Below are 14,432 nucleotides of genomic sequence, written 5' to 3'. Positions count from 1 at the left end.
GGCCAGGCTGTCGTCCGCGTCGGCCCACACCATGACCAGGCCCAGGTCGCTCAGTGGCGCGAACACCGCACTGCGGGTGCCGATCACCAGCCTGGCCGAGCCGCGCGCGCCGTATCCGCACGCCCGCGAGGTGGCGATGCTGCGCGCCCACCAGGCCCGGTGCGCGGCGCTGATCGGGGGCTACGCGCGCACCGCCGAGGCGCAGGCGTTGGTGCGCAGCGGGTGGGCCCACGACATCGTCGCGGGCCGGGCGGTGGTGCGCGCCCGCACGCCGCGGGTGGTCGCCCTCGACGACACGGGTTACGCCGACGAACGCGATCCCGCCGCGCGGACCGCGCGCCTCCCGTCGATCGCCCTGCGCGCCGCCCGCTCGTCGCTCGAAGCCGGGGCGCCGGTGCTGGTGCAGGTGCCCCGGCGCGGGTACGTCCCGTCGCTGGCCTGCGCGCGCTGCCGCACCATCGCCCGGTGCCGACACTGCACGGGCCCCCTCGCACTGGCCGAGTCGTCGCAACAGGGCGGCGCGACGCTGGTCTGCCGGTGGTGCGGGCGGACCGAGCCGACGCGCCGCTGCGCGCGCTGCGGGTCGGAGGCGGTGCGCGCCGTGGTCGTCGGGGCGCGCCGCACCGCCGAGGAGCTCGGGCGCGCATTCCCCGGCACCGCGGTGGTGACCTCATCGGGCGACGGCGTGGTGCCGGAGGTGGCCGCAGGCCCGGCGTTGGTGGTGGCCACCCCGGGGGCGGAACCCGCCGCGTCGGGTGGTTACGGGGCGGCGCTGCTGCTCGATACCTGGGCGCTGCTGGGCCGGCAAGACCTGCGTGCCGCGGAGGACGCGCTGTGGCGCTGGATGTCCGCCGCGGCGCTCGTTCGTCCCCGCGGCGACGGCGGGGTGGTGCTGGCGGTGGCCGAATCGTCAATTCCCACAGTGCAATCGCTGATCCGTTGGGATCCGGTGGGTCATGCCGCGGCCGACCTGGCGGCCCGGACGGAGGTGGGCCTGCCGCCGAGCGTGCACATGGCGGCGCTGGACGGCGCCGCCGACGCGGTGGCGGCGCTGCTCGAGGAGTCCGGGCTGCCGGAGGACGCCGACGTGCTGGGGCCGGTCGATTTGCCAGCGGGCGTCCGCCGCCCGGCGGGGACGCCCCCCGGCGTGCCGGTGACCAGGATGCTGGTGCGCGCCCGCCGGGAGCAGGGCCTGGCGCTGGCGGCGGGGCTGCGCCGCGGCGTGAGCGTGCTGTCCGCCCGGCAGACGCACGAACCGGTCCGGGTCCAGATCGACCCGCTGCACATCGGATGACCTCGCCAAATCCTGCCCGGGGCGATAGTATGCGTCGGAAATAATGCCTGACTACGACATTGGAAGATTGTTACACTTCCTGGTCTTCAGCCGCCGACAGGCCGGAGACGACTCCGGAGAAGGGGCGAGATGGCAGCGGAGAACGTGACCACGGCGGACGATTCGCTGGACGTAATCACCGACGCTTTGCTGACGGCTTCCCGCTTGCTGGTCGCCATTTCGGCGCGGTCCATCGGGCAGGTGGACGAGTCCATCACGATCCCGCAGTTTCGGACACTGGTGATCCTGTCCAACCGCGGCCCGGTGAATCTCGCCACCCTGGCCGGCCTGCTCGGGGTGCAGCCGTCGGCCACCGGTCGGATGGTCGACCGGCTGGTCGCGGCCGGGCTGATCGACCGCCTCCCGCACCCGACGTCCCGGCGCGAGCTGCTGGCCGCGCTGACAAAGCGGGGGCGGGAGGTCGTTCGTCAGGTCACCTCCTATCGGCGCGCCGAGATCGCGGCGATCGTGGAGAAGATGCCGCCGGCCGAGCGTCACGGGCTGGTGCGGGCCCTGACCGCGTTCACCGCCGCCGGCGGTGAGCCGGACGTGCACCTGGACGCCGAGATCGACCTCTAGCGCCCGCTACCGCTTCTCGGCGGTGACCAACAGGTACTCCCAGCCCATGCTGCCGTGGGCGAGGAATTGCTCCGCGAGCTCGACGAGTTGGGCGTCCAGCTCGGCGGCCAGCACGCGGTTGTGACCGATGTTGGTGTAGGCCTCGATCGTCGGGCCGTAGTGGTTCTTGAAGTAGGCGTGCACCGCACGGGCGCAGTCGAACCGGTTGACTCGTAGCAGTCCGCGCACCGCCGTCATCCGTCCGACGCGGTCACCCAGCAGGCCGGTGACGTAGCCCTCGCGTCCCCACAGCGTGGCGGGCGGCACGGCCTGCGACAGGCTGGGGCGGTAGGGCCGGATGGTGGCGAGCATCCGGCCGAAGAAGCCCTCCGGCGTCCAGCTGATCACCCCGATTGTCCCGCCCGGCCGGCAGACCCGGACCAGTTCGTCGGCGGCCCGCTGGTGATCCGGGGCGAACTGCACGCCGATCGCGGACATGACGACGTCGAACTCGCCGTCGCCGAAGGGCAGCGCGTGCGCGTTGGCTTCCCGGTAGTCGAGCGTGAGGCCTCGCGCCGCGGCGCGGGCCCGCGACCGCTGCAGAAGCTCGGGGGTGAGGTCGCTGGAGACCACCGTGGCGCCCGTGGCGGCGGCCGGCAGGGAGATGTTGCCGGAGCCGGCGGCGACGTCGAGCACGCGGACGCCTGGGCCGATACCGGTGGCCCTGATCAGGACCGGTCCCAGCGGGGCCATCACTTCCTCGGCCATCAGGGCGTAGTCGCCCAGCGCCCATACCGTGCGGTGCATGGGGGCGTCGCTGATCGTCGCGTCGAGGGTCATCAGATCTCCTAGGGGTTAAGGAAAGGGCTGCCACTCGACCGCGTTGTCACTAGCACGGCAGCACGGTTACCAGGCACCTGATAACCGCTAGAAATAGTATGCATGAGAAATAGTAAATGCACGCAAGTGTTTGGGGGGCGCCGCGCGCCGCTTTCTAGACTGTGCCGGTGCGTCTCGTCTTCGCCGGCACCCCCGAACCCGCGCTGCCCGCGCTGCGTCGCCTGATCGACTCGCCCCGGCACGAGGTGATCGCCGTGCTCACGCGGCCCGACGCCGCCGTCGGCCGGCACGGCAGGCCGCAGCCGTCGCCGGTGGCCCGCGAAGCGCTCGACCGGGGCATCCCGCTGCTGCGGCCGGCGCGCCCGAACTCGGAGGAGTTCGTCGCCGAACTGCGAGAGCTCGCGCCGGACTGCTGCGCCGTCGTGGCCTACGGCGCGTTGCTGCGCGAGGGCCTGCTCGAGGTGCCCCCGCACGGCTGGATCAACCTGCACTTCTCGCTGCTGCCCGCCTGGCGCGGGGCGGCGCCGGTGCAGGCGGCGATCGCGGCAGGGGACACCGTCACCGGGGCGACGACGTTCCAGATCGAGCCCAGCCTGGACTCCGGGCCCATCTACGGCGTCGTCACCGAGACGATCCGGTCGACCGACACCGCGGGGGAACTGCTTGAGCGACTGGCTGTTTCGGGTGCGGCATTGCTGTCGGCCACCCTGGACGGGATCGAAGATCGGACGTTGACACCGCGACCGCAACCGGCCGACGGGGTCAGCATCGCGCCCAAGATCACCGTCGAGCAAGCCCGCGTGCGCTGGGATCTGCCGGCGCTGGTGGTCGAGCGGCGGATCCGTTCGGTCACACCCAACCCGGGGGCCTGGACGTTGATCGGCGACGTGCGCATCAAGCTCGGTCCGGTGCACGTCGACGCGGATGCCCCAGAAGCGTTGGCGCCCGGCGCTATTCAGGTCGACCGTAAAAACGTGTGGATCGGCACCGGTTCGCAGGCCGTGCGGCTGGGCCAACTCCAGCCGCCCGGCAAGAAACTCATGAACGCGGTCGACTGGGCCCGGGGTGCGCGCCTCGACTCCGCGGCGCGGGCGACATGAGCCCGGCGCGGCCCACCGACCGCGGACGCGGCAAGCGGCGGCGGCCGCTCGACCCGGCGCGCGCCGCCGCGTTCGACGTGTTGCGGGCGGTCAGCGAGCGTGACGCGTACGCGAACCTGGCCCTGCCCGCGCTGCTGCGCGAACGCGGAATCGTGGGCCGCGACGCCGCGTTCGCCACCGAACTGACCTACGGCACCTGCCGCACCCGGGGCCTGCTCGACGCGGTCATCGGCGCCGCCGCCAACCGCTCGACGGACACCATCGACCCGGTACTGCTCGATCTGCTGCGGCTGGGCGCCTACCAATTGCTGCGCACCAGGGTCGACACCTACGCCGCGGTCTCGACCACGGTGGAACAGGCAGGGATCGAATTCGATTCGGCGCGAGCGGGTTTCGTCAACGGTGTGCTGCGTGCCATCGCCGCCCGGGACGAGAAGTCCTGGGTCGAGGAGTTGGCGCCCGACCGGGCGCGTGATCCGGTCGGTCATGCCGCCTTCGTGCACGCGCACCCGCGCTGGATCGCCCAGGCGTTCGCCGACGCACTGGGGGCGGCCGCGGCCGAGCTCGACGCGGTGCTGGCCAGCGACGACGAACGGCCGCAGGTGCACCTGGCGGCCCGCCCCGGTGCGCTGACCGCCGCCGAGCTGGCCGACGCCGTCGGCGGCGCGGTCGGCCGGTATTCGCCTTTCGCGGTGTATCTGCCGGGCGGTGACCCGGGGCGACTGGCCCCGGTGCGAGACGGCGCCGCGCTGGTCCAGGACGAGGGTAGTCAGCTGGTGGCGCGGGCGCTGACGCTGGCGCCGGTCGAGGACGACGCCGGGCGGTGGCTGGACCTGTGCGCCGGACCGGGCGGCAAGACCGCACTGCTGGCCGCGCTCGGGGCCGGAGCCGGGGCCCGGGTCACGGCGGTGGAGCCGGCCCCGCGCCGCGCCGACTTGGTGGTCGAGAACACCCGCGGCCTGCCGGTCGACGTGGTGCGGGTCGACGGCCGGCAAAGCGGGCTCGAGCCCATCTTCGATCGGGTGCTCGTCGACGCGCCGTGCACCGGGCTGGGCGCGTTGCGCCGCCGGCCCGAGGCGCGGTGGCGGCGCACGCCGGGCGACGTCCCGGTGCTCACCAAATTGCAGCGCGAGCTGCTGGGCGCCGCGATCGCGTTGACGCGGCCGGGCGGTGTGGTTCTCTATGCGACCTGCTCGCCCCACCTCGCCGAGACCGTCGGCGTGGTCGCCGACGCGCTGCGCCGGCATCCGGTGTCGGCCTTGGACACTCGGCCGCTGTTCGAGCCCGTCACCGGGCTGGGGGATGGTCCGCACGTCCAGCTCTGGCCGCATCGGCAGGGCACCGACGCGATGTTCGCCGCCGCGCTGCGCCGCTTGCCGGCGTGAAGCCGCCGGCGACGCTCAGTAGTCTGGCGCACATGTCTGGCAACACCGGTAGGCCGCTGATCGCGCCGTCCATCCTGTCCGCCGATTTCGCGCGGCTCGCCGACGAGGCGGCCGCCGTCGTGGGCGCCGACTGGCTGCACGTGGACGTGATGGACAACCACTTCGTGCCGAACCTGACCATCGGCCTGCCGGTGGTCGAAAGCCTGCTGGCCACCACGACCATCCCGATGGACTGCCATCTGATGATCGAAGACCCGGACCGGTGGGCGCCCGGCTACGCCGAGGCCGGCGCCTACAACGTGACCTTCCACGCCGAGGCCACCGAGAACCCGGTCGGCGTGGCGCGCGACATCCGCGCCGCGGGCGCCAAGGCCGGCATCAGCGTCAAGCCGGGAACCCCGCTGGAGCCGTACCTGGAGATCCTGTCGCAGTTCGACACGCTGCTCATCATGTCGGTCGAACCCGGCTTCGGCGGCCAAAGTTTCATCCCCGACGTGCTGAGCAAGGTCCGCACCGCGCGCAAGCTGATCGACGCCGGCGAGCTGACCATCCTGGTCGAGATCGACGGCGGCATCAACGCCGAAACCATCGAACAGGCCGCCGAGGCCGGCGTCGACTGCTTCGTCGCCGGGTCGGCGGTGTACGGCGCGGAGGACCCGAAGGTCGCGATCGAGGCGCTGCGGGGTCAGGCCGCCGCCGCGTCACCGCACCTGCGCCGATGAACCAGCCCACCGATGGACTCGACGCGGCCATGCGCCTGGCGATCGAGCAGTCCAACCACGTCAAGGGCACCACCTATCCCAACCCGCCGGTCGGGGCGGTCATCCTGGACGCCGACGGCGTGGTCGTCGGCGTCGGCGGCACCGAACCCGCCGGGGGCGACCACGCCGAGGTGTTGGCGTTGCGGCGCGCCGGCGACCTGGCGGTCGGCGGGACCGCGGTGGTCACCCTCGAACCCTGCAACCACTACGGCAAGACCCCGCCGTGCGTGAACGCCCTCCTCGAGGCCAACGTTGCGGCCGTCGTCTACGCCGTCGCCGACCCGAACCCGGCCGCAGCCGGTGGCGCGGCCCGCCTGACGGAGGCCGGCGTGCGGGTGACGGCGGGGGTGCTGGGCGACGAGGTGGCCGGCGGGCCGTTGCGAGAGTGGCTGCACAGGCAGCGGACCGGGTTGCCGCACGTCACCTGGAAGTACGCCAGCAGCGTCGACGGCCGCAGCGCGGCCGCCGACGGCACCAGCCAGTGGATTTCCAGCGAGGCCTCGCGACTGGACCTGCACCGCCGCCGCGCGGCCGCCGACGCGATCGTGGTCGGCACGGGCACGGTGCTGGCCGACGATCCGGCGCTGACCGCCCGGTTGCCCGACGGCTCGCTGGCCGACCGCCAACCGCTGCGCGTGGTGGTCGGTATGCGCGAAATACCTTCGGAAGCAAAGGTTCTCAACGACGATTCGCGGACCATGGTGATTCGCACGCACGACCCCATGGAAGTGATCAAGGCGCTGTCGGGTCGCACCGACGTTCTGCTGGAGGGCGGTCCCACCCTCGCCGGCGCCTTCCTGCGGGCCGGGGCGGTCAACCGCATCCTGGCCTACGTCGCGCCGACGCTGCTGGGCGGTCCGATCTCGGCCGTCGACGACGTCGGGGTACCCACCATCGCGCGGGCGTTGCGCTGGCATTTCGACGGGGTCGACCGCGTCGGGCCGGATTTGCTGCTCAGCCTGGTGCCGCGCAGCGACTAGCGGTGGCCGGCCGAATCGCCGTGCATCGGGTCTTTGCCGGCCAGGCCGCGCGCACGCTTGTCGGCATACATGTCTTCGTCGGCCAGCCGCATCACGTCGTGCTCGCCGGCGGCAATGCCTGCGCTGAAGTCGACCGGGGCGCCGGCCTCGGCCCACCGGCGGCGGAGCCGACCGAGGATCCGCCCGGCCTCGGAAGCATCGGCTCCTGCCAGCAGGAGTAGGAATTCGTCGCCGCCGATGCGGAAGGCGACGTCATCCTCACGGGCCGACTCGCGCAGTGTGTCGGCGAAGGCGACCAGAACCTCATCGCCGGCCTCGTGGCCGTGACGATCGTTGTAGCGCTTGAAGTTGTCGAGATCGGCAAGCACCACGGCGCACCGGCCGGCGTGTTGTGCCAGCTGATGTCGCAGGGTGCTCCGGTTCAGCAGTTGGGTCAACGCGTCGGTCTGCGCGATGTCGCGCAGCAACAGGCTCTGCTGCACGAGCCGGGCGATGAGCCAGGCCGGCACCTCGGCGACGAGGACCCACATGATCGCGGCCAGCGCCACGGTCAGCGTCGAGCCGGGAAGCGGTTTCGCGCAGGCCACGAGGAACGCCGCGGTCCCGAGCGGGAGCAAGGCCAGCGAGCGCCACCGCTTTCCGGTGAGGCCGAGATAGGCGAAAGTGATGGTGATCGTGCCGGGGAAGTCGCGCGTGGCGGCTGGTTCGATGCTTCCAGTGAGGAGAGTGACGACAAGGGATGCCACCGGCCATCCGACCAGCAAACCGCGCCGCCCTTGCCAACCGCGGAGCCGGCCTGTCAGTGCGACGAACGTCGTCAGAAACGCGGCCGCGCCTAGCGCCCAGTCCAGCGCGGCGTTGGGGCCGGCGGTTCCGGCGTGCGCACCAGCCACGGCATACAAGCCGAGCAGCGCAAGGAACGCCGTGAAGCCGATCGCATGCAATCGTTCAGCCGACGGTTGAGGATCGATGCGCCACGGCACGCAGCAAGGATATGACCCGAAGCCGCAATGGGGGACCCAAGCGTCACCGCGGTTGACGTGCCGGCCACCGGTTCCCCGAAGGGGAGCGCTTAGTGCTGGTGCTCACCGAGGGCGACCGTCTGCGGCTCAACCGCTTCCGGCTCCTCGGCGTGCTCCTTGCGGCCGCCGATCAACAGGCCGAGCAGCGCCCCCACGATGCAGATGACCACGGTGGCGCTGAAGATGTCCCCGTACATCATGGCGAACGCCTTGAGGTACATCGTCCCCTGCGCCGCGATCCGCTCCAACAGGGAGGCGTTGGACGGTATCGCGGCCGTCAGCCCCGCCACGATCTGGTTGAACCGGTACAGGCCCCAGGCGCTGAGCGCGGCCACACCGATCAGCATGCCGGTCATCCGGGCCACCACCACCGCCGCCGAGGCGATGCCGTGCTGCGCCGACGGAACGACCCGCAGCGCCGCGGAGGTCAGTGGGCCGATCACCAGGCCCAGGCCCACACCGGCGACCAGCAGGTCGGCATGCAACACGGGAACGGTGACTCCGAAGATGTCGTGCTTCTGGGTCAATACGTCTTGGCGCCAGTAGTGGATCAGCCAGTAACCGTAGGCCGCGATCAGCAGCCCGATGAAGGTCATCACCCGGTCGCCCACGCGGGTGGCGATCCAGCCGCCCAGCACGGCCCCGATCGGCAGTGCGATCAAAAACCACAGCAGCAGCCCGGCGGCCTGTGTCTGGTCCATCTGCAGCACGCCCTGGCCGAACAGCTCGACGTCGACCAGCGTCACCATCAGGGCCGCGCCCGCGGCCAGCGATGCGCCCAGCGCGGCCAGGAAGGGACGGAAGCGCACTCCCGCCGGCTCGATCAGCCGGGTGCGCGAGAACCGCTCCCAGAGCAAAAACAGCACCGCGACGACGACGGCCCCGATGACCAGCGGCAGCCCGTAGCTCGGCAGGATCTGCTTGCCGTCGGGCTGCGGGTTGTACAGGCCGATGACCGCCAGGCCCAGGGCGACCGCGAGCAGCACGCCGCCGACCAGGTCGACCCTCTCGGGTTCCTCCACCCGTTCGTGCGACGGGAGGCTGAACTGGATCATCGCCATCGCGATCAGGGTCAGCGGCACGTTGATCCAGAACACGTAGCGCCAGTCGTGGAACAGGTACACGATGAAGATCCCGTACAGCGGACCCAGCACGCTGCCGAGCTCCTGCGCGGCGCCGATGCCGCCCAGCACGCCGGCGCGGTTGCGCTGAGCCCACAGGTCGGCGCCCAGCGCGAGGGTGACCGGCAGCAGCGCGCCGCTGGCCACACCCTGGATGGTGCGGCCGCCGATCAAAAGGTGGAAATCGCCCCAGTGCCCGGCGAGCGCGGTCACCACCGATCCCACCATGAACAGGGCCAGGCTGACCTGCAATACCAGCTTGCGGCCGAACCGGTCCGAGGCCCGGCCGAGCAGCGGCATGGCGGCGATGTAGCCCAGCAGGTACATCGTGATGATCCAGGTGATGCGCTGCAGCTGGTTGATGGGGATGTGAACGTCGCTCATGATGTCGCGCATGATCGTCACGACGACATAGGCGTCCAGCGCGCCCAGCAGCACTGCCAGACTGCCGGCGCTGATCGCGACGCGGCGTCCGGTCTGCGAACTCATGAACTCACCGGGGGCTTGGTGACCTGAACCTGCTCGCCCCAGTTGGACAGGGTGACCTGGATGGAATTGCCCGAGCTCTTCTGCATGTTGGCCTGGACAAGCTGGTGGTCTCCACCCTCCTGGATCCAGACCGTGCTTGGCACCGGCTGCGTCGCGTTGAACTGCGGCATGATCTTGTTCACCGCATCTGCGGAGAGGTTCCCGCTGACGCGAATGGTGTTCTGCCCGTTGATGGTTTCGCGACCCTCGGCCTTGGCGTTGCTGAAGTTGGCCAGCGCGTTGCCCAGCCCGGCGTCCGGGTTCAGCAGCACGGACACGTCGTAGATGTCGGACGCCTTGCCGAAGTCGCTCCACTTGTTGGGCGTCAGGGTGGCGTACAGGGTGCCGTCGACGACCACGAAGTTGGCGTCGATGTCGGATCCGCCGAGCGTGATCGTGGCGTTGCCCGACGCGGCGGTGGCCGGCACCGTGGTGAGGTCACCGGTGAGCGTCTTGATGGGCAGCCCCTGGATCTTGCCTTGGATCGACAGCACCAGGTGCACGCTCTTGACGGCCTTGGTGGCATCGGCCGACTGCTTGACCAAGGTCGTGGCGTCGGGCAGCGGGCCGCCGCTCTGCTTTGAACCCGACGAGCAGCCGGCGATCAAGGCGGTGGCGAGGGTCAGGGATGCGATGACGGCCGATAGACGGCGGCGGGTCTGCATACCTTGCATCGTAGAGGGTGCCGCCGACCGGGTTTCGAGACGCGGGGGCCCGGTGTCCGCCCGACGACGCCGGTTTGGCCTGCTCACCCAGCGCGGCCGCCGCCTTTGGGCGTCCGATTAACCTGATGGCATGTTCACCGGAATTGTCGAGGAACTCGGAGAGGTGACGGGCCGCGACGTGCTGGCCGACGCCGCGCGGCTGACCATCCGCGGCCCCGTCGTGACCTCGGACGCCGGCCATGGCGATTCGATCGCCGTCAACGGCGTCTGCCTGACCGTCGCCGAGCTGCTGCCCGACGGACAGTTCACCGCCGACGTGATGGCCGAGACCCTCAACCGGTCCAACCTGGGCGCCCTGCAGGCGGGCAGCCCGGTCAACCTGGAACGCGCCGCCGCGGTCAACAGCCGGCTCGGTGGGCACATCGTGCAGGGGCACGTGGACGGGACCGGGCAGGTGGTCAGCCGGGCGCCGTCCGAGCACTGGGAAGTGGTGCGAATCGAGATCCCCGCGGCGGTGGCGCGCTACGTCGTCGAGAAGGGGTCGATCACCGTCGACGGCATCTCCCTGACGGTCTCGGGACTCGGCCCCGACTGGTTCGAGGTTTCGCTGATCCCCACCACCAGGGAGCTGACCACGTTGGGTCGCGCCCCGGTCGGCACGCAAGTGAACCTCGAGGTAGACGTGATCGCCAAGTACGTCGAGCGGTTGCTCGGCGCCCGTTAGCCCAGGTCTGGGCGAGTGCACCCAGCGCCGGTCAGCAGGGCTCGCCCGGCGGAGTCCAGTACGGCTCGCCGGACGGGGTGTAGCAGGGCGGCGGCGCGTCTGGTGGTGGGACCGTCGTCGCACCGGCCGGAAGGACCCAGTTCCCCCAGCGCCCCGGATCGGTGCAACCGCCGACGCTCACATGCCGACCGCCGACATCCGCGCATGCGTCGGCCGTGGCCCGTTGCGGGCAGGCGATACCCGTTGCAAGTCCGGTCGCGAATATCGAGGTCACGACCGGTACCGCCAGTCTGGATGCGATGCTCATGCCGGTCAGCGTAGATTGCTGGCCGCGGATAGGGAGCCGTTTCGCCGCGCTACATTCCGCGGCCTTGAGGCGGCCTATTGCCGCGGAGCCCCGGGGGCAGGGGCGCGGGCGACCGCACTCGCCACACCGCCGAACGCCAGGGCCAGCTCCGCAGCGCAACCGCACGCTGCTGCGATCCACCTGGCGGTTCGAGTCGCGCCTCGACACCCATGCTCGACCTGGCCGCGCCGGACGTAGCTAGCCGCAACGCGGCAACCGGCGGCCGGCGGGCGACGTCCGTCACTCGTCGACGCCGGGGTAATAACGCGGCCTGCGCGGTGGTTCATACTGAGTGCAAGACTTGAGCTCTTCCTGCGAACCCCTGAGACAGCAAGGTAGCGACGATGACGAGGTTGGACTCCGTCGAGAGGGCGGTTGCCGACATTGCGGCCGGTAAGGCCGTGGTCGTCATCGACGACGAGGACCGCGAGAACGAAGGCGACCTGATCTTCGCCGCCGAGAAGGCGACGCCGGAGATGGTGGCGTTCATGGTCCGCTACACCTCGGGCTACCTCTGCGTGCCGCTGGACGGCGCGATCTGCGACCGGCTGGGCCTGCTGCCCATGTACGCGGTGAACCAGGACAAGCACGGAACCGCCTACACGGTCACCGTCGACGCCAAAGACGGTGTGGGTACCGGGATCTCGGCCTCCGATCGCGCCACCACCATGCGCCTGCTCGCCGATCCCGCCAGCGTCGCCAACGATTTCACGCGCCCCGGGCATGTGGTTCCGTTGCGCGCCAAGGACGGCGGCGTGCTGCGCCGGCCCGGGCACACCGAGGCCGCCGTCGACCTGGCCCGGATGGCGGGGTTGCAGCCGGCGGGCGCGATCTGCGAGATCGTCAGCCAAAAGGACGAAGGCTCGATGGCGCAGACCGATGAGCTGCGCGTCTTCGCCGATGAGCACGACCTCGCGCTGATCACCATCGCCGACCTGATCGAGTGGCGACGCAAGCACGAGAAGCACATCGAGCGGATCGCCGAGGCCCGCATCCCGACCCGGCACGGCCAGTTTCGTGCCATCGGCTACGCCAGCACCTACGAGGATGTCGAGCACGTCGCGCTGGTTCGCGGCGAGATCGCCGGGCCGAACGCCGACGGCGACGACGTCTTGGTGCGTGTGCACTCCGAGTGCCTGACCGGTGACGTGTTCGGTTCCCGGCGCTGCGATTGCGGGCCCCAACTGGACGCCGCGATGGCGATGGTCGCGCGGGAGGGGCGTGGCATCGTGCTGTACATGCGCGGACACGAGGGCCGCGGCATCGGCCTGATGCACAAACTGCAGGCCTACCAGCTGCAGGATGCGGGGGAGGACACCGTCGACGCGAATCTCAAACTTGGATTGCCCGCCGATGCAAGGGATTACGGAATCGGGGCGCAGATCCTGGTCGACCTTGGGGTGCGTTCCATGCGGCTGCTGACCAACAACCCGGCCAAGCGGGTGGGGCTGGACGGATACGGCCTGCACATCATCGAGCGGGTGCCGCTGCCGGTGCGCGCCAACGCCGAGAACATCCGCTACCTGATGACCAAGCGCGACAAGATGGGCCACGACCTCGCCGGTCTCGACGACTTTCACGAATCGGTGCACCTGCCGGGTGAATTCGGCGGCGCTCTGTGACCGCGGCGACGATGCAGTGGGGGTACCGCCCGCCTGCGGGGGAGTGGGGGCACCTCCCACTGGTCGGGGACGGCGCAGGTGAGCGGTAGTGGGGAGCCGGAGATCCCGGCGCTCGACGCGTCCGGCCTGCGGGTCGGCATCGTGGCCAGTACGTGGCACAGCAAGATCTGCGAAGCGCTGCTGGACGGCGCCCGCCGGGTGGCCGCCGAGTCGGGCATCGACAACCCGACGGTGGTCCGCGTGCTGGGCGCCATCGAACTCCCGGTGGTGGCCCAGGAGCTCGCCCGCAACCACGACGCGGTCATCGCCCTCGGCGTCGTGATTCGCGGGGGAACACCACACTTTGAGTATGTCTGCGACGCGGTGACCCAGGGCTTGACCCGGGTGGCGCTGGACGCGTCGACGCCGGTCGCCAACGGGGTGTTGACCACCAACACAGAGCAGCAGGCGCTTGACCGCGCCGGGCTTCCGGAATCGGTCGAGGACAAGGGCGCCCAAGCGGCCGGGGCGGCACTGACCGCGGCGCTGACGCTGCGTGGGCTGCGCGCTCGGTCGTGACCACCAGTGAGGACTGGGACGCCGAGTTGCGGCCCCACCGCACGCCGATATTCGTCTACGTCGCGGCGTTCACCATCGCCGCGGTGCATATCGCGATCGGCTTCCTGCTCAAGGTCGGAGCCACCGGGGTGGTTTTCCAGACCACCGACCAGGTGGCGATGGCGCTGCTCGGACTGGTGCTCGCCGGGCTGGTGCTGCTGTTCGCGCGGCCGCGGCTGCGGATCGGGGCCGCGGGCATCTCGGTGCGTAACCTGTTGGGCGACAAACTCATCGAGTGGCCGGACGTCGCCGGCGTCTCGTTTCCGGTGGGCAACCGCTGGGCGCGCGTCGATTTACCGGACGACGAGTACATTCCCGTGATGGCCATCCAGGCGGTCGACAAGGAACGCGCGGTCACCGCCATGGACACTGTGCGGTCGCTGCTGGCGCAATACCGGCCGGACCTTCCTGCCCGCTAAAAGCGGCGCTACCCGCTAAAGGGAGCCACCCGTGCTCGCACGGATAGCTCCCTTTTGGGTGAGCGGGTCAGAAGTTCTTACAGTCGGTCATCATCTGCTGGAAGATCGGCAAAGCCTGCTGCGCGCCCTGGTTGTGCTCGATGGCGTGGAGCAGGTTCACGCGCTGATCCGGCGACGAGGCCAGGTATTGCTGCAAGAACTGCTGGTTCGGCGGCGACTGGTCGAGGTACTGAGCGGCCATCGGATTTTCCGCGTGCACCGCGCGCATCGCCTGGTCGTAGCTGCAGGTCGTGTTGATCATCGGGCCGTAGTCGGGGGCCGCGGATGCGACCCCAGCTGCGGCGGTCGACGCCACTGCCAGGCCGCCAACTCCCATCGCGATCCTGGTCAACGAGCGCTTGAACATCTGTGGACTCCCTCCATTGATTGCC

The 14,432-nt window shown here is 70.5% G+C and carries 14 protein-coding genes and 2 pseudogenes; 10 read left to right on the top strand and 6 right to left on the bottom strand.

What is annotated here, in order from left to right; all coding sequences use genetic code 11:
- Both A5695_RS13880 and A5695_RS13875 read left to right on the top strand, forming a co-directional pair.
- Positions 1-1,294: pseudogene (locus tag A5695_RS13880) on the top strand (primosome assembly protein PriA); the annotation flags it as partial.
- Positions 1,295-1,423: 129 nt separating this feature from the next.
- On the top strand, positions 1,424-1,912 hold the full coding sequence (locus A5695_RS13875; protein WP_068082611.1) for a MarR family winged helix-turn-helix transcriptional regulator: 489 nt from the start codon (positions 1,424-1,426) through the stop codon (positions 1,910-1,912).
- A 6-nt stretch (positions 1,913-1,918) separates the two neighbouring features.
- Here the strand turns inward: A5695_RS13875 and A5695_RS13870 are convergent.
- Positions 1,919-2,765 (bottom strand): annotated as a pseudogene (locus tag A5695_RS13870) (class I SAM-dependent methyltransferase).
- A 133-nt stretch (positions 2,766-2,898) separates the two neighbouring features.
- Between A5695_RS13870 and fmt the strand changes: the two are divergent.
- Genes fmt through ribD form a run of 4 tightly spaced genes read left to right on the top strand, consistent with a single transcriptional unit; the run spans position 2,899 to position 6,957 of the window.
- Positions 2,899-3,831: a methionyl-tRNA formyltransferase gene (gene fmt, locus A5695_RS13865; protein ID WP_068082635.1), complete on the top strand. Its 933-nt coding sequence runs from the start codon at positions 2,899-2,901 to the stop codon at positions 3,829-3,831.
- Positions 3,828-5,216 (top strand): RsmB/NOP family class I SAM-dependent RNA methyltransferase, encoded by a 1,389-nt coding sequence (locus tag A5695_RS13860; protein WP_068082605.1) that lies wholly within the window; start codon positions 3,828-3,830, stop codon positions 5,214-5,216. The genes fmt and A5695_RS13860 overlap by 4 nt, the downstream gene beginning before the upstream one ends.
- A gap of 32 nt (positions 5,217-5,248) precedes the next feature.
- Positions 5,249-5,938 (top strand): ribulose-phosphate 3-epimerase, encoded by a 690-nt coding sequence (gene rpe, locus A5695_RS13855; RefSeq protein ID WP_068082632.1) that lies wholly within the window; start codon positions 5,249-5,251, stop codon positions 5,936-5,938.
- Complete coding sequence (gene ribD / locus A5695_RS13850; RefSeq protein WP_068082602.1) at positions 5,935-6,957, top strand: bifunctional diaminohydroxyphosphoribosylaminopyrimidine deaminase/5-amino-6-(5-phosphoribosylamino)uracil reductase RibD; 1,023 nt, start codon at positions 5,935-5,937, stop codon at positions 6,955-6,957. The genes rpe and ribD overlap by 4 nt, the downstream gene beginning before the upstream one ends.
- Here the strand turns inward: ribD and A5695_RS13845 are convergent.
- The 3 genes from A5695_RS13845 to A5695_RS13835 form a co-directional block, all read right to left on the bottom strand.
- Complete coding sequence (locus A5695_RS13845; protein ID WP_068082599.1) at positions 6,954-7,940, bottom strand: GGDEF domain-containing protein; 987 nt, start codon at positions 7,938-7,940, stop codon at positions 6,954-6,956. The two genes, ribD and A5695_RS13845, sit on opposite strands and share 4 nt — an antisense overlap.
- Positions 7,941-8,029: 89 nt before the next feature.
- Positions 8,030-9,589, bottom strand: coding sequence for an MFS transporter (locus A5695_RS13840; RefSeq protein WP_068082597.1), 1,560 nt, complete (start codon positions 9,587-9,589; stop codon positions 8,030-8,032).
- Positions 9,586-10,293, bottom strand: a complete 708-nt coding sequence (locus A5695_RS13835; RefSeq protein WP_068082595.1) for an LppX_LprAFG lipoprotein — start codon at positions 10,291-10,293, stop codon at positions 9,586-9,588. The genes A5695_RS13840 and A5695_RS13835 overlap by 4 nt, the downstream gene beginning before the upstream one ends.
- 130 nt (positions 10,294-10,423) lie before the next feature.
- Between A5695_RS13835 and A5695_RS13830 the strand changes: the two genes are divergently transcribed.
- Entirely contained in the window at positions 10,424-11,017 is a 594-nt protein-coding gene (locus tag A5695_RS13830; protein WP_068082592.1) for a riboflavin synthase, read from the top strand.
- A gap of 31 nt (positions 11,018-11,048) precedes the next feature.
- Here the strand turns inward: A5695_RS13830 and A5695_RS27580 are convergent, their stop codons facing one another.
- Positions 11,049-11,324: a hypothetical protein gene (locus tag A5695_RS27580; protein WP_231974818.1), complete on the bottom strand. Its 276-nt coding sequence runs from the start codon at positions 11,322-11,324 to the stop codon at positions 11,049-11,051.
- A 383-nt stretch (positions 11,325-11,707) separates the two neighbouring features.
- On the opposite strand from A5695_RS27580, the gene A5695_RS13825 reads away from it, so the two are divergent.
- The 3 genes from A5695_RS13825 (at position 11,708) to A5695_RS13815 (ending at position 14,001) form a co-directional block, all read left to right on the top strand.
- Positions 11,708-12,985 (top strand): bifunctional 3,4-dihydroxy-2-butanone-4-phosphate synthase/GTP cyclohydrolase II, encoded by a 1,278-nt coding sequence (locus A5695_RS13825; protein ID WP_068082588.1) that lies wholly within the window; start codon positions 11,708-11,710, stop codon positions 12,983-12,985.
- A gap of 78 nt (positions 12,986-13,063) precedes the next feature.
- Positions 13,064-13,543: a 6,7-dimethyl-8-ribityllumazine synthase gene (gene ribH, locus A5695_RS13820; protein WP_068082585.1), complete on the top strand. Its 480-nt coding sequence runs from the start codon at positions 13,064-13,066 to the stop codon at positions 13,541-13,543.
- On the top strand, positions 13,540-14,001 hold the full coding sequence (locus tag A5695_RS13815; protein ID WP_068082580.1) for a PH domain-containing protein: 462 nt from the start codon (positions 13,540-13,542) through the stop codon (positions 13,999-14,001). The genes ribH and A5695_RS13815 overlap by 4 nt, the downstream gene beginning before the upstream one ends.
- A gap of 67 nt (positions 14,002-14,068) precedes the next feature.
- Here the strand turns inward: A5695_RS13815 and A5695_RS13810 are convergent, their stop codons facing one another.
- Positions 14,069-14,407, bottom strand: coding sequence for a hemophore-related protein (locus tag A5695_RS13810; RefSeq protein ID WP_068082577.1), 339 nt, complete (start codon positions 14,405-14,407; stop codon positions 14,069-14,071).
- Positions 14,408-14,432 lie beyond the last annotated feature (25 nt).

It is taken from the genome of Mycobacterium sp. E1747, assembly GCF_001667775.1.
Taxonomy (GTDB): domain Bacteria; phylum Actinomycetota; class Actinomycetes; order Mycobacteriales; family Mycobacteriaceae; genus Mycobacterium.
This window is presented reverse-complemented; position numbering and strand designations above follow the sequence as displayed.

Bases quoted from the DNA above. Each gene is read 5' to 3' on its own strand.
- A5695_RS13875 (WP_068082611.1), top strand. From the start codon at position 1,424: ATGGCAGCGGAGAACGTGACCACGGCGGACGATTCGCTGGACGTAATC.
- A5695_RS13860 (WP_068082605.1), top strand. From the start codon at position 3,828: ATGAGCCCGGCGCGGCCCACCGACCGCGGACGCGGCAAGCGGCGGCGG.
- rpe (WP_068082632.1), top strand. From the start codon at position 5,249: ATGTCTGGCAACACCGGTAGGCCGCTGATCGCGCCGTCCATCCTGTCC.
- ribD (WP_068082602.1), top strand. From the start codon at position 5,935: ATGAACCAGCCCACCGATGGACTCGACGCGGCCATGCGCCTGGCGATC.
- A5695_RS13840 (WP_068082597.1), bottom strand. From the start codon at position 9,589: ATGAGTTCGCAGACCGGACGCCGCGTCGCGATCAGCGCCGGCAGTCTG.
- A5695_RS13835 (WP_068082595.1), bottom strand. From the start codon at position 10,293: ATGCAGACCCGCCGCCGTCTATCGGCCGTCATCGCATCCCTGACCCTC.
- A5695_RS13830 (WP_068082592.1), top strand. From the start codon at position 10,424: ATGTTCACCGGAATTGTCGAGGAACTCGGAGAGGTGACGGGCCGCGAC.
- A5695_RS27580 (WP_231974818.1), bottom strand. From the start codon at position 11,324: ATGAGCATCGCATCCAGACTGGCGGTACCGGTCGTGACCTCGATATTC.
- A5695_RS13825 (WP_068082588.1), top strand. From the start codon at position 11,708: ATGACGAGGTTGGACTCCGTCGAGAGGGCGGTTGCCGACATTGCGGCC.
- A5695_RS13810 (WP_068082577.1), bottom strand. From the start codon at position 14,407: ATGTTCAAGCGCTCGTTGACCAGGATCGCGATGGGAGTTGGCGGCCTG.